7 protein-coding genes are annotated in these 15969 nt (G+C 62.5%); all 7 read left to right on the top strand.

The window, feature by feature from the left end; all coding sequences use genetic code 11:
• Nucleotides 1-54: 54 nt before the first annotated feature.
• The 7 genes from AC6R19_RS10030 to AC6R19_RS10000 all read left to right on the top strand — a co-directional run bounded on the left by AC6R19_RS10030 (nt 55) and on the right by AC6R19_RS10000 (nt 15968).
• Nucleotides 55-2481, top strand: a complete 2427-nt coding sequence (locus tag AC6R19_RS10030) for a glycoside hydrolase family 95 protein (protein ID WP_500579682.1) — start codon at nt 55-57, stop codon at nt 2479-2481.
• 64 nt (nt 2482-2545) lie between these two features.
• The gene (locus AC6R19_RS10025; RefSeq protein WP_500579681.1) at nt 2546-5518 is read left to right on the top strand and encodes a TonB-dependent receptor; all 2973 of its coding nucleotides are present in this window, start codon (nt 2546-2548) and stop codon (nt 5516-5518) included.
• Between the two features lie 69 nt (nt 5519-5587).
• Nucleotides 5588-7117 (top strand): tryptophan halogenase family protein, encoded by a 1530-nt coding sequence (locus AC6R19_RS10020; protein WP_500579680.1) that lies wholly within the window; start codon nt 5588-5590, stop codon nt 7115-7117.
• A 278-nt stretch (nt 7118-7395) separates the two neighbouring features.
• Nucleotides 7396-9075 (top strand): DUF5597 domain-containing protein, encoded by a 1680-nt coding sequence (locus AC6R19_RS10015; RefSeq protein ID WP_500579679.1) that lies wholly within the window; start codon nt 7396-7398, stop codon nt 9073-9075.
• A gap of 162 nt (nt 9076-9237) precedes the next feature.
• Complete coding sequence (locus AC6R19_RS10010) at nt 9238-12150, top strand: TIM-barrel domain-containing protein (protein ID WP_500579678.1); 2913 nt, start codon at nt 9238-9240, stop codon at nt 12148-12150.
• Between the two features lie 94 nt (nt 12151-12244).
• Entirely contained in the window at nt 12245-13747 is a 1503-nt protein-coding gene (locus AC6R19_RS10005) for a tryptophan halogenase family protein (protein WP_500579677.1), read from the top strand.
• Between the two features lie 37 nt (nt 13748-13784).
• Entirely contained in the window at nt 13785-15968 is a 2184-nt protein-coding gene (locus AC6R19_RS10000; protein ID WP_500579676.1) for a WD40/YVTN/BNR-like repeat-containing protein, read from the top strand.
• Nucleotide 15969 lies beyond the last annotated feature (1 nt).

Below are 15969 nucleotides of genomic sequence, written 5' to 3'. Positions count from 1 at the left end.
ATGATGAGAAACCCAGCCGTCACACGGGCTCCAGCGGCTCCGCGCCGCGCCCTGATGCACCTGCTGCGACCCTGCGCCGCGGCCGCCGCTTGTCTTTGCGCGCCGGTGCAGGCGCAAGGCCCCCTCAATCTCTGGTTCGACCACCCGGCACAGGACTGGGAGCGCGAGAGTCTGCCCATCGGCAACGGCGCCCTGGGCGCCGCCGTCCAGGGCGGCGTGGCGCTGGACATCCTGCAGTTCAACGAAAAGACCCTGTGGACCGGCGGCCCCGGCTCCAGCAGTGGCGACTACGACTTCGGCATCCCTGCGGAATCCCAGGCGGAGACCCTGGACCAGGTGCGCAGGGCACTGAATGAGAAAGGCAGCCTGGCCCCCGAGGGCGTCGCCGAACAGCTGGGTCGCAAGGCCGAAGCCTACGGCGACTACCAGAGCTTCGGCGAACTGCAGCTGGACTTTTCCCAAACCGAGCCGCAACCGGAAGCGGTCAGCGACTACCGGCGCGAGCTGGATATCGCCGATGCCCTGGCCCGGGTCAGCTACTCCGCTGACGGCGTGCGCTACACACGGGAATACTTCGCCAGCTATCCGGACGGCGTCATCGCCGTCCACCTGGAAGCCGACCGCGAGAAGCAGATCAGCTTCACCGCCAGGCTGAACATTCCGGACAACCGCAGCGCGCTGATCACGGTCGACAAGGGGCGCATCACCGCCAGCGGTGAACTGAACGATAACGGCCTGGGCTACGAGACCCAGCTGCAGGTGATCGCCGAGGGCGGCAGCATCGCCCGCACGAAAGACGGTGGCATCCGCGTCACCGGCGCCGACAGCGCCACCCTGCTGCTGGCCGCGGGCACCGATTACGCCCCCGAATACCCCCACTACCGGAATTCCAATCCTGCTCACAGGATGGTGCAAGGCCGCATGGACCGGGCCTGCCGCAAAGGCTACCCGGTCCTGCGCGCCGCCCATATTGCCGACTATCGCCCGCTGTTCGGCCGCGTGGCCCTAGATCTGATTGAGCCCCCTCACCTTGTAGGAGCGGCGGATGGCCGCCCCGCCGCTCCTACGGATAAACCCATAGACCTGTGGCTCCAAAGCTACGGCACCGGCAACGCCGCCGCCGACCGCGCCCTGGAGGCCCTCTACTTCCAGTACGGCCGCTACCTGCTGATCGCCAGCTCCCGCCCCGGCTCCCTGCCCGCCAACCTACAGGGGGTCTGGAACAACTCCGCCACCCCGCCGTGGAACGCCGACTACCACGCCAACATCAATCTGCAGATGAACTACTGGCCGGCGGAAGTCACCAACCTGGCCGAGACCACCGCACCACTGTTCGACTTCGTCGACAGCCTGCAGGAGCCCGGGGCCCTGGCCGCGGAAAAACTCCTCGGCACCCGCGGCTGGACCCTGTTCCTGAACACCAATATCTGGGGCTTCTCCGGCGTCATCGACTGGCCCACCGCCTTCTGGCAACCGGAGGCCGGCGCCTGGCTGGCCACCCACTACTACCAGCACTTCCTGTTTTCCGGTGACAGAGCATTCCTGCGCGATCGCGCCTACCCGGCCATGAAGGGCGCCGCCCAGCTGTGGCTGGACGCACTGGTACCCGACCCGCGCGACGGCCTGCTGGTGGTCACCCCCAGCTACTCGCCGGAGCACGGCGACTTCACTGCCGGCGCCGCCATGTCCCAGCAGATAGTGTCCGAACTGCTGCACAACACCCGCGATGCCGCCCTGCTGCTCGGCGATCGGAAATTCGCGGCAAGGCTGGACGATACCCTGGCCAACCTGGACCCGGGCCTGCGCGTCGGTGCCTGGGGACAGTTGCAGGAGTGGAAGGCGGACCTGGACGACCCGGAAAACCGGCACCGCCACGTCTCGCAACTCTTCGCCCTCTACCCCGCGCATCAGATAGACACGCCGCAGCTGCTCGAGGCCGCGCGCACCTCCCTCGAGGCCCGCGGCGACGCCGGCACCGGCTGGAGCCGCGCCTGGAAAATCAACCTGTGGGCGCGCCTGCAAAACGGCGACCGCGCCCACAAAATCCTCGCCGCCCAGCTGCGCGACAGCACCCTGCCGAACCTCTGGAGCAGCCACCCGCCCTTCCAGATAGACGGCAACTTCGGCGCTACCGCCGGTGTCGCCGAGATGCTGCTGCAGTCCCACGGCAACGAGATCCACCTGCTGCCGGCACTGCCCCGGGCCTGGAAAGAAGGCTCGGTAAAGGGCCTGCGCGCCCGCGGCAATGCCACCGTGGATATGCAGTGGAAAGACACAAAGCTGCAGAGCGCGCGCATCGCCGCCGGCAGCGACGGCAAACTGCATTTGCGCCTGCCGCAGAACAGCGAATTCACATTGCGCCGGATCGGCGATAACAAAATTCTCAACCTGCATCGAGAAGGCAAAACAGGAACCTTCGACGCGCGGGTGGGGGAGACCTACCTCCTGACCAACAGCGAACCGGCGGTCGCATGGAGATAGTTTCAAGTAGTACAAAAAATGTGTCTTTGGGTTACAAAACGACCAATGTGACGGGAGAAGAGCGATGAGAGATAAAAATAACGGTGCATTTGCCAGGAAAAAACTGCCGCACTATATCCAGCGGGCCACCGGCGTTATCCGGCTGGCCTCGGGCATTTCACTGATGGCTGTGGGTGCAGTCGCGTTCGCGCAGGAAGAGGCCGCCGAAGAGAATAACAAGTTCGATGCGGAGGCACTGGAAGAGGTTACGGTTACCGGCCAGCGCGCCAGTATCCTCTCGGCCCAGGCCATCAAGCAGGATGCGGAACAGGTAGTGGATGCCATCAGTGCCGTGGATATCGGTGCACTGCCGGACCGCTCCATTTCCGAAGCGCTGCAGCGGATTCCCGGTATCCAGCTGCAGCGCACCAATGAGGCTCGCGATCCCGCGCGACTCGCCGCCGAGGGCGGCGGTGTCTTCGTGCGCGGCCTGAGCTGGGTCCGGACCGAGCTCAACGGCCGCGATATCTTCTCCGCCTCCGGCGGCCGCAGCCTCAGCTTCGAGGATGTCTCCGCCGACCTGCTGGCGGGAATCGACGTTTACAAAAGCCCCACTGCGGATCAGGTGGAGGGGGGCCTCGGCGGCACCGTCAATCTGCGAACCCGCCTGCCACTGGAGCAGAGAGAACAGCTGCTGGCCTTCTCTGCCGACTACAATTACGCGGACCTCTACGATGAAGGTTTCACCTCCGGCAACGCCCTATACAGCAATCGCTGGGATGTCGGCGAAGGTGAGATTGGCGTGCTCTTCTCAGTCAGCCTCGCCGAGATAGGCAACCGCACCGACGCCATCCAGTCCGGCCGCTATGAGCCCCAACAACTGGAAGACGGCAGCACCGTCTACCTGCCAACCGGGCTGGGCTTCCGCCGCGTGGACTGGGAACAGGAGCGTAACGCCTATAACGGCGCCTTCCAGTGGGCGCCCAACGACCAGCTGACGTTTACCGCCCAGGCTTTCTATTCCGAGGCCAACCCGGAGGATATCGAGAGGGCCGTGGGTATCAACGGTCCCGGGGGCAGCAACCTGAACCCGGGCAACGGCGACTACCAGTACGATGGAAACGGCGTGCTGGAAAGCGGCACCCTGCACGATTCCGCCGTCGCCTACAACACCCGCTACGGCAAGCGGGAGAGCAGTGTCGGCGACTACTCGCTGAAATTTGAGTACACGCCGAGCGAGCGCTGGGCCTTCAGCGGCGACCTGCAATATGTGGAGTCCAAGGCCGAAATACTGAGCATGACCGCCTATACCGGCATACTCGCCGATGAAAACGGTGACTATCCGGATACCACTTTCGATTTCTCCGGCAGCGATCCCGCCCTGTCCGTTTCCGACCAGGCCCGACTGTCGCAGGCAGATCAATACTGGTGGGGCGCGGCCATGGATCACCTGGAGGACAACGAGGCGGATTCCCTGGCCGGGCGTTTAGACGCCGAGTACACCTTCGAGGACGACAGCTTCCTGAGATCGTTCCGCTTCGGCGCACGCGCCACTGACAAGGACACCATCACCCGCCAGACCGGCTGGAACTGGTCCCTGCTGTCCAACCAATACTGGCTGAACAACAGCGCGGACAACACCGCCTTCCTGCACGAGTCCGCCGTCGGCCAGAGCGAGCTGTACACCTACGACGACTTTATGCGCGGCGATGTCAACGTTCCCTCGGTTGGCTGGCTCCCCACTGAGAGCCTGGTGAGTAGCAATACCGGCGCCTACGAGCATTTCGAAAGCATCGTCGCCAACAACGGCCAGTTCTGGGGCTGGGCACCGCTGATAGCCCCCGATGCCTACGACCTGGACCCGCGCGGCGACAACGTCAGCGCCGGTATCAACGAGCAGAACGAAAAGACCCGGGCCATCTACGCCAGCCTGCGCTTCGGCGACGGCAGCGGCGAAATGCTGGGCTTACCCTTCGACGGCAACTTCGGCGTGCGCGTGGTGGAAACCGAAACCACCGCCTACGGCCGCTCTGTGGCCGGCGGTGTCGGCGAGAGCTGTAACGGCTCCTCGTCAGCGGATTGCGCCGGCGCCCAGGCATTCGTCGACGCCTATCTGGCTGAACTGGGCGAGTACAAGGGGTTCACAAACAGCTACACCAATGTGCTACCGAGCCTGAACCTGCGCTTTATGCTGCAGGACGATCTGCAACTGCGCTTCGGCCTGTCCCGCGGCATGGTACGCCCAAGTTTCAGCCAGACGCGCCCCTACACCAGTCTCTCATTTGACTTCGAGGGCGAGCAGTTCAACCCGAACACCAGTACCCACGGTACAGCCACTGGTGGTGCACCGAACCTGAAGCCGACCGTCGCCGACCAGTTCGACTCCAGTCTCGAGTGGTACTTCAACGACTCCGGCAGCCTGACGTTTGCCGCCTTCTACAAGGATATCCAGGACTATGTCGCCCTGGTGACCAGGGTGGAGCAGTATACCTATGGTGGGCAAACCTACGAGTTCGAAGCAACCCGCCAAACCAATGCCGCCAGCGGCAAACTGAAGGGCTTCGAAGTCGCCTACCAGCAGTTCTACGACATGCTGCCAAGCCCCTTCGACGGCCTCGGACTGCAGGCCAACTTCACCTATATCGATAACGAGGGTGGAGTCAACACTGCAATCAACCCGTTCGAGGAAGCCCAGAAGAATGGCGCTACTGACGAGACGTTGCCCATCGAGGGCATGTCCAAGACCAGCTACAACCTGGCGCTGATGTATGAGAAGTACGACATCTCCGCGCGCCTGGCCTACAACTGGCGGGAGCGCTACCTGCTGACCACCTCCGCGGCCAATATTAACCGTCCGGTGTGGTTCAACGACTTTGGCCAGTTAGATGGCTCGGTGTTCTACAACGCCACCGACAACCTGAAGTTCGGCCTGCAGGTAACCAATATTCTCAACGAGAGAACCGAGCTGGACGTGCTGTCTGAGGGTGGGCAAGACACACAGTACAGCTGGACCGACACCGACCGCAGAATCGCCTTTGTAACGCGATACAGCTTCTAGTCCTCATAGAAGTTTCCCGGCCCTTCGGGGCCGGGCTTTTTCGCATCGATAACAGCGGTAAAAAAAGTCATGCAAAGCAACCAGATACGCAGTGTAGTGATCCTCGGCGGCGGCACGGCAGGCTGGATGTCCGCTGCGTTGCTTGCGCGTTTTCTAAGCAAGCTGGACATCGATATCCAGTTGGTTGAGTCCGAGCAGATCGGCACCGTCGGCGTCGGCGAAGGCACAGTGCCAATCATGCGGGAATTCAACGGCGTACTCGGGATCGATGAGAGGGAATTCATCCACAGGACTCAAGGCAGCTTCAAGCTTGGTATCGAGTTTCGCGACTGGGGATGCAAGGGCAACCGCTTTTTCCATGCCTTCGGCGATTTCGGCGAATATATAGAAGGTATATCACCCCATCACCACTGGCTGAAACTGAGAAACCTCGGCGATACAACACCCGTCGACGACTACAGCTTTTCCCAGGTTGCGGCAAAGAAAGGCCGTTTCGCCCCGCCGCCGCAGGAAATGCGGCCAGGGCTGCCATCTTACAGCTACGCCTATCATTTCGACGCTGCTCTCTACGCGCAGTTCCTGCGTGAGTATGCCGAACAGCGAGGCGTGAAACGCCGCGAGGGCATGGTCGCAGACGTCGAGCTGCGTAGCGAGGATGGTTATATCCGCGCCCTCCAATTGGAAGACGGGACCTACCTGGAAGCGGACCTGTTTATCGATTGTTCCGGATTCCGCAGCCTGCTGCTGGGCCGGGCACTGAACACCGATTTCATTGACTGGAGCCACTGGCTTCCCTGCGATAGGGCGGTAACTGTCCCCTGCGCGAGAGCGGGAGAATTCTCCCCCTACACCACCGCCACCGCCCGGGAGGCCGGCTGGCAGTGGCGCATCCCCCTGCAACACCGCACCGGCAACGGCCATGTCTATTGCAGCCGATTTATTTCCGACGAGGCTGCGGAGCAGACCCTGCGGGACAACCTGGATGGAGAGCTGCTCGCGGAGCCCAACCTGCTGCGCTTTTCCACCGGCCACCGCGAAGTGTTCTGGAAAAACAATTGCATTGCCATCGGGCTTTCCGCCGGCTTCATGGAACCACTGGAGTCCACCAGTATCCAGCTGATCCAGACAGGTCTGGCACGCCTGATAGAGATGTTTCCGGATCGCGAATTCGACCCGGTCATCACCGCCGAGTACAACCGCGTCGGCCGCCTCGAGTTCGAGCGCATCCGCGATTTCCTGATATTGCACTACTGCGCCGGCCAGCGTGACGACGGCGATCTGTGGCGCTACTGCCGCAATATGCCGCTGCCGGATTCCCTGCAGCACAAGATCGATGTCTTCCGGAGCTGCGGCCGAGTCGCCCTGCAGGCAGAGGAGTCCTATCGGGAACCCAGCTGGCGAGCCATGTTCCTCGGTCTCGGCGTCTATCCGCGTCGCTACGATCCAATGGTGGACAAAATCCCGGAAGAGGCACTGCGCGAGAAGATGGCCAAGCGGGTGGGGAACAATTACCGCATTGCGGATACCCTGCCCAGCCACGACGAGTTTATCAACCGCCACATACTTGCAACCCACGAGAAACTTGCAGCGGTAAAATAACGATGTTGAGAGCTCCCCTATTAATTCTTGCACTGTTTTCTGAAATATTTCTGGCTGCACCCGCAACGGCCAAAGGAAAGTATCGTCGACCTGACGGGGCAGGGAGATATCGGCAATCATCACGCCTACACCCACTCCCAGGCCAGCGTCAGGATCAATTTCTAGACTCGTCTAGGTGGTGCAAATCCGATCCCCGTTGGATTGCACCACCGCATGCTTGCGGGGCTCGCAAGAGCCCCCTTTTTTCCCAATTTCTTATGTCTATGCCAATGAACAGAGTGAATTATCAAGTCATTTTGTCTGCGCTTTTCCTGCTGTTCGCCAGCTGCCTGGCATCGGCTAAAAGTGACAGACCCATCCCCCAACTTATCAATGAAAGTGGCCGCCACGCCCTGATGGTGGACGGCGCACCCTACCTGATTCTCGGTGCCCAGACCAACAACTCCGCCAACTACGTCGCGGCCCTGCCCGATGTGTGGCCGGTGGTGGAGAAGATGCAGGCCAACACCCTGGTCATTCCGGTGGCCTGGGAACAGGTGGAGCCGGAGGAAGGGGAATTCGATTTCTCCTTTGTGGATACCCTGCTGGCGCAGGCGCGGGAAAGAGATGTGCGCCTGGTGCTGCTGTGGTTCGCCACCTGGAAGAACAACGGCCCAGCCTATGCGCCGGAGTGGGTCAAGCTGGACAACAAGCGCTTCCCGCGGGTCATCACCGGGGAAGGCAAGACCCTGAACTCCCTGTCGCCGCACTTCCGCACCACCCTGGAGGCGGACAAGAAGGCTTTCGTGGCACTGATGCGGCATCTGAAGAAAGTGGATGAGCAGCGCACCGTGATCATGGTGCAGGTGGAAAACGAAGTGGGCACCTATGGCTCCGCCCGCGACTTCTCCACTGCGGCACAGAAGGTGTTTGAGCAGGCGGTACCGGAAAAACTGCTCGCGGATGTGGGTAAAAAGCCCGGCAACTGGAAATCCGTGTTCGGCAAAGACGCCGACGAGTTCTTCCACGCCTGGCATATCGCCCGCTATGTCGACGAAATCGCCGCGGCCGGCAAATCGGTCTACGCGCTGCCCATGTACGTGAACGTGGCCCTTCGCAACCCGTTCAACCCGGGCAAGCCCGGCCAGTACTCCAGCGGCGGAGCCACCGACAACGTCATCCACATCTGGAAATCCGCCGCTCCCAGTATCGACATGATCTCGCCGGACATCTATTTCCGCGACCACAAGACCGCCGCCAGGGTGATGGAGCTATACACGCGTGATGACAACCCTCTGTATATCGCCGAGATCGGCAATGACCAGCCCTACGCCCGATACTTCTTCACCGCCCTGGGCCACGGCGCCCTAGGTTTTGCGCCCTTCGGCATGGACTACACCGACTACACCAATTTTCCGCTTGGGGCGGAGAAAATGGACGATGAGACCATCGGCCATTTCGCCGAGCTGTACGGCTTCTTTGGGCCCATGGCGCGGGAGTGGGCCGATATCAGCTACCGGAAGCGCACCTGGGGCGTGTCCGAGCCGGTGGACACCTACAAGGACAATAACCTGTGGAATGCCCAGACCACTGAGGGCGAAGAAGGGGACAAGAACGGCGAGGCCTACACCCAGCGCCTGGACCTGGGGGACTGGACCGCCGAGGTCACCTACGGCCGCCCCATGTTCTGGATAGCCCCGCCCGAGGGCAATACGCCCTCTTCCGGCGGCGCCGTGATCGCGGAACTGGGCAATAACGAATACCTGGTAACCGCCTTGCGCGCGCGAGTGAGCTTCTCCCCCAAGCGCGAGCTGGAGGGCGAGCAGTTCATGATGGCCCGGGTTGAAGAGGGCCACTTTGAAAACGGCGAATGGATTTTCGAGCGGGTATGGAACGGTGACCAGACGGACTGGGGGCTGAATTTCACCAGCAGACCCCATGTGCTGAAAGTGAAGCTCGCCACTTACAAGACGGAGTAATTCGGGACTCGGGACTTGCAATTGTAGGGGCCTGCTTGCAGGCGAAAAAGAGCGGAAGTCCGTAGCTTTTCGCCTGCAAGCAGGCTCCTACAGGCACAGATTCGTAGGATGGGAAAATCCAGAATTACAGAATTTGATAACAAATTGAGTACGGACAGGACCATGAAAAAATACAAAGTTCACGCACGCCCCCTGATGGCACTGGCTCTCTTCCCCTGGCTCTACGCCTGCGACGGCGGACAGGAGCAGAGCCTGCAAACCCACGCCAGCTGGCAGCAGACCAAAGACGGTGCCGTGGTGACCCCGACTGGCGGCGACTTCAAAAAAGTCCGCCTGCAGGTCATCGACGAAGACATCATCCGCATCACCGCCACACCACAGCAGGACTTCAACAACCTGCCCGACACCCTGATGGTGGTGGCCGAGCCGCAGCAGACAGAGTTTTCCGTCACCGAGGCCGACGGGGAGCTGATCGTTAAAACCGCAGGGATTGCCGCGGAGATCTCCCTTGTGAACGGCGCGGTGGAATTCAAGGGCGCAGATGGCGAGACACTGCTGACAGAAGCGGGCCGCAGCCTGGCGCCGGTGGTCGGCGAGCCGGGCCCGGTGGACGCCGATTCCTACTCCGTGCGCCAGCGCTTCCAGCGCCTGCCCGGCGAGGCCTTCTACGGCCTGGGCCAGCAGCAGGACGGCCGCGTCAACTACGCCGGCGAGAATATCGAACTCACCACCTACAATCTGGAAATTGCCATACCCTACCTGGTTTCCAGCCGCAACTACGGCCTGCTGTGGAACAACACCGGCATCAGCCGCCTGGGCGATCCGCAGCCGCCGCAGCCGCTGGCCGCGGAGTTTGAACTCTACGATGCCGAAGGCAACAAAGGCGGCCTCACCGCCCGCTACTACGACGGCGACGAACTCAAACTCACGCGCACCGAGGCGGACCTGAACTACCAGTTCCTGTCCCACGGCAGCGTGCGCGAAGTCCCGCTGCCGGAAGAGGTGGCCGACGCAAAGGACCTGCGCATCGAGTGGAGCGGCCGCATCGAACCGAAGCACAGCGGCGAGCACGAATTCAAGATGTACTCCAGCGGCTACGCCACCCTGTCCCTGGACGGTGAGGAGCTGCTGGACCGCTGGCGCATGAACTGGAACCCCTGGTACCACAACGCCAAAGTGGAAATGCAGGCGGGCCGCAAGTACGAGCTGGACCTGGACTGGAAGGTCGGCGGCGGCTACCTGCGCCTGCTGCAGTATGCGCCGCGCCCGGCGGAGGAAGCACAACAGCTTTCCTTCAGCGCCGACACCGGCAAGGCCGTCGACTACTACTTCGTCGCCGGCGACGACAAGGACGAAGTGATTTCCGGCTACCGCCAACTCACCGGCAAGGCCACCATGCTGCCCAAGTGGGCCTTCGGCTTCTGGCAGAGCCGCGAGCGCTACAAGTCCCAGGACGAACTGGTGGACGCACTGGAGGAATACCGCGAGCGCGAGATCCCCATCGACAATATCGTGCTCGACTGGTCCTACTGGCCGGAGGACGCCTGGGGCAGCCACGATTTCGACAAGGCGCACTTCCCCGACCCGAAAGGCATGGTGGACCGGGTCCACGAGCTGGATGCCAATATCATGATCTCCGTGTGGCCCAAGTTCTATCCCACCACGGAAAACTACAAGGTGCTGAATGAAAAAGGTTGCATGTTCAACAAGAACATCGAGCAGGGAAACCTCGACTGGATAGGCTCTGGCTACCTGAACACCTTCTACGACGCCTACAGTCCCGAGTGCAGGGAGATCTACTGGGGCCAGATCAGGGACAAACTCAATGTGCTCGGCTTCGACGCCTGGTGGCTGGATGCGGTGGAGCCGGATATCCACTCCAACCTCTCCTTCGAGCACCGCAAGGACCTGATCACCCCCAATGCCCTGGGCACCGGCGCCGAGGTATTCAATGCCTACGCCCTGCCCCACGCGGAGAGTGTCTACCAGGGCGAGCGCGAAACCGATGGCCACAAGCGCAGCTTTATCCTCACCCGCTCCGGCTTCGGCGGCATACAGCGCACCGGTTCCGCCATCTGGAGCGGCGACGTGGTCTCCCGCTGGTCCAACCTGAAGGAGCAGATCGCCGCGGGCGTCGGCGTCGGCATGGCGGGCATGCCCTACTGGACCTTCGATATCGGCGGCTTCACGCCGGAGGACCGCTACCGCTACAACGGTGACACCGTCGTCGGCCACTACACGCAGATGGCGGAGAGCGAAAAGCAGGAGTGGCAGGAACTCAACCTGCGCTGGTTCCAGTTCGGCGCCTTCACCCCGCTGTTCCGCGCCCACGGCCAGAACCCCTACCGGGAAATCTACAACGTCGCCGACGAGGGCAGCGAGACCTACGACAGCATGGTCTGGTACACCAAACTGCGCTATCGCCTGATGCCCTACATCTACACCCTGGCCGGCGACGCCCATCACAAGGACGGCACCATGATGCGCGGCCTGGCGATGGACTTCGGAGCCGATCCCAACGTGCGCGACATCAACACCCAGTTCCTGTTCGGCCCATCCCTGCTGGTGAACCCGGTGTACGAATACGGTGCCCGCTCCCGCGACGTCTACCTGCCTGCGGGCAGCGACTGGTACGACTTCGACAGCGGCGAGAAATACTCCGGCGGCCAGACCATCGACACCGCCGCGCCCTACTCGCGCATGCCGCTGTTCGTCAAAGCCGGCAGCATCCTGCCCACCGGCCCGGAAATCCAGCACACCGGCGAGAGCCTGAACCTGCCGCTGACCCTGAACGTGTTCACCGGCGCGGACGGCAGCTTCGAGATCTACGAGGACGACGGTGTGAGCTACGGCTACGAGAAGGGCCAGTGGTCGCGGATTCCGGTGCGCTACGACGACGCCAGTGGCGAACTGGTAATCGGCAAGCGTATCGGCAGCTTCGAGGGCATGGCCGAGACCCGGAAGATCAGCGTGCGCTGGATCGCCGAGGGCGACAGCGCGGCGGATTTCGAGGCCGAGCCGGCACAGTCTGTGGAGTACAAGGGAGAGAAGCTGGTCCTGAAAAAGTCCGCTTGATCCCTGGGAGCGCCGAGCTCCAGCTCGGCAAGGCGGGCCGCGGGCCCGCCCCGCCGCTCCTACAGAAATGCCGGCTGTGAAATAAGAGCAAGATATGGCAGCTACACCTATAAACAAAATCACCATCGTCGGCGGGGGCACCGCCGGCTGGATGGCCGCCGCCGTTCTATCCCGCCACTACCGCAACCACCCGTTGAAAATCCAGTTGGTGGAATCGGAACAGATAGGTACCGTGGGCGTGGGCGAGGCCACCGTGCCCGGGATCATCCGCCTGAACCAGTACCTGGGCATTCACGAGCGGGACTTTGTCGCAGCCACCGGTGCCACCTTCAAGCTGGGCATCGAGTTTGCCGACTGGCACAGGCGCGGGGAGAGCTTTTTCCATCCCTTTGCGGACTTCGGCGCGCCTGTCGGCGGCCTGCCCTTTTTTCCCTGCTGGGTGAAACTGCACAAGCTGGGCCGCGCGGCGCCGTTAGAGGACTACTGCCTCTCCATTGCCATGGCCAGGGCCGGACGCTTTGCACAGCCGGACGACAATGCCAGCAATCCCCTCGCCCTCTATAGCTACGCCTACCATTTCGATGCCGCGCGCTACGCCCGCTTCCTTCGCAACTACGCGGAGGCGCGCGGCGTGGAGCGCATCGAGGGCAAAGTCGAAAATGTGTTGCTGAAAAGCCACAGCGGAGACATCGAAGAGCTGCAGTTGGCGGACGGGGGCCGGCTCGGCGGCGACCTGTTTGTCGACTGCTCCGGCTTCCGCGGCCTGCTGATCGAAGGCGCCCTGGCCACCGGCTACGAAAACTGGAATCACTGGCTGCCGGTGGACAGCGCCCTGGCGGTACAGAGCCAGCGCGAAGGCGAAGCACCGCCCTACACGCGAGCCACGGCGCTCGATGCGGGCTGGCGCTGGCGGATACCCCTGCAACACCGCAGCGGCAACGGCTACGTCTTCTCCAGTGCCCACACAAGCGAAGAAAAGGCGCGGGCGGCCCTGCTCCAAGACCTGGACGGCGATCCCCTGGGCGAGCCGCGGTTGCTGCGTTTTACCGCCGGCATGCGCAAGAAATTCTGGCACAAAAACTGTGTCGCCCTGGGTCTGGCCTCGGGCTTTATCGAGCCCCTGGAGAGCACCAGCATCTCCCTGATCCAGACCGGCGTGGAGAAACTGGTGCAGTTCCTGCCCGATCTGGTTCCCGATCCAGCGAAAACCGCCGAGGCCAATCGCCTCAACCGCGCGGAGTACGAGCGCATCCGCGATTTTATCATCCTGCACTACAAGCTCAGCGGCCGCGACGACACCGACTTCTGGCGGCAGATGCGGGAAATGTCGGTACCCGACACCCTGCAGGCAAAGCTGGACGCCTTCGCCGACGACGGCCGAATGCTCGTCTACGAGCAGGAGTCCTTCAGCGAGGCCAGCTGGCTGGCCATCTACAACGGCCTGCATTTCCGGCCCCGGCGCTACCTGGCGGACGTAGATAGCCTGGATACGGATCAGCTGGCACAGGTGCTGGAGAAAATGCGCCGCGCGGTGGCCGCGGGCGGTGCGCATGCGCCGCGCCACGAGGAATTCCTGGCGCAACTGGGCGCAAGTTAAATACTCCCGTAGGAACGGCGGGAATAGCGGATTCGAGATGTTGAAGAAACTGATTGCCACATTTCTTATGGCTGTCGCCACCAACGGTGCCGTAGCCGAAGAGAATTACCACTGGCGCAATATCACCGTTGGCGCCGGCGGCTTCGCGCCGAATATTATTTTCAGCGAGGCGGAGGAGGGCCTCGCCTATCTGCGCACGGATATGGGCGGCGCCTATCGCTGGGACAAGGATCGGCAGTACTGGATTCCGCTGCAGGACCAGATGGCGGAATCCAGCTATTTCGGCATCGAGAGCATCGCCGCGGATCCGCGGGATCCGGATGTGGTACATATGGCGGCGGGGATGTACAAGCGCAACCCGGCCGCCATGCTGCGCTCCTTCGATCGCGGTGAGCACTGGGAAACAGTACCGGTACCCTTTCGCATGGGCGGCAACGAGGATGGCCGCGGATTGGGTGAGCGGCTGGCGGTGGATCCGCGCAACACCGACATCCTGTATTTCGGCTCCCGCCACGACGGCCTCTGGCAATCGCGCGATCGCGGCGCCAGCTGGCACCGGGTAAAGTCTTTTCCGCACAAGGGCCTGGGTCTGCCGCAAAGGCGCTGGGCGACCAATGCCGGTATCAGTTTCGTGATCTTCGCGGAAAAGTCCATCTTTGCCGCCGTGGCGGACAGGGAGGGAGCCGGTCTCTATCGCTCGGGTGATGGTGGCGAGAACTGGAAAAAGATCGAAGGCGGCCCGCAGTTGCTGCCGGTCAAGGCAGCCCTCGGCGGTGACGACCTCTATATCGCCTACAGCGACAGTATCGGCCCCAACGGCATCAAAGCCGGTGCCGTGTACAAACTGGATATCCGCACCTCGACGTGGAGCGATATCACCCCGCCGCCTAAGGGCGCAGAGGGCGGTTTTATGGGAATCTCCGTCAGCCGACAGAATCCGGATATCGTCGCCGTCTCCACGGTCAACCGCTGGCGCCCCCACGACACCATCTACCTGTCCCACGACGGCGGCGACAGCTGGCGCGAGCTGGAGTCCCGCAGCCGGCGCGACGTCAGTGCAACGCCCTATCTCTACTGGGGCGACGGGGACTCGGATTTCGGCTGGTGGATCGCGGGCCTGGCGATCAACCCCTTCGATGAAAAGGAAATTGCCTACACCACCGGCGCCACCGTCTACCGCACGGAGAATGCGAGCGCGGACAGGCTGCTGTGGCGCCCCTGGGTAAAGGGCATCGAACAGACTGCGGTGATTGCACTGACCAGCCTGCCCGAAGGCCCGGAACTGCTGTCCGGCTTCGGCGATATCAGTGGCTTTGTACACGAGGATTTCGATCGCTCACCCGGGACCATGCTTACCGGCCCGCTGTTCGCCAACACCAACCAGATCGATTACGCCGGCGCGGCTCCCAATATCGTCGTGCGCAGCGGCACACCGCCGCACCGGGCAAAGGGGCCTGTGCCCACCCTGGCCTGGTCGGAGGATTACGGCAAAAGCTGGCAACCACTCACAGTGCCGCCCCTGGACTTCGGCGGCATCGCCAAGCGCTACGACCTGAGCGGCGACAACGCCATCACCGTCTCCGCCGATGGCAACACTTTTGTATTTGTGGCCCCGGTGCCGCAGATCAGCCGCGACCGCGGAAATAGCTGGCAGCCGGTAAAAGGGCTGCCGCTGCAGGCGCGGCCGGTGGCCGACAGAGTGGATGCCATGAAATTCTACGCACTGGATTTCGCCACGGGCGAAATCCATAAAAGTGTAAATGGAGGGGCCAGCTTTTCATCGGTGGGAAGCCGAGGACTCCCGGAAGACCTGCACGCGGATGAACCCACCAATCGCGAACAGCCCTGGCCCCTGCTGGCGACGCCGGGTAGCGAGGGGGAGCTGTGGCTGGTATCGCGGAAGGGGCTCTATCGCTCCACCGACAGCGGCCGCAATTTCAAACGCGTGGAAAGCGATATCGCCGTGGAACAGATGGCCTTCGGCAAAGTACCCCCGGGGAGAAACGAGCCGGCGCTCTTCGCCATCGGCAACCGCGAAGGTGTCCGCGCCATCTGGCGCTCCGACGACGGCGGCCACCGCTGGCTGCGGATCAACGATGAGCGACACGAGTACGGCCGGCGCTTTCGTACCATTGCCGGCGACCCGCGCCATTTCGGCCGCGTCTATGTGGCCACCGACGGGCGCGGCATCGTTATGGGCGAACCGCAGACTCCGGGATAGA

The sequence above is a fragment of the Microbulbifer sp. SE14 genome (assembly GCF_059834885.1).
The sequence above is the reverse complement of the archived record's forward strand: the minus strand, read 5'-3'. Positions and strand labels throughout refer to the sequence as shown.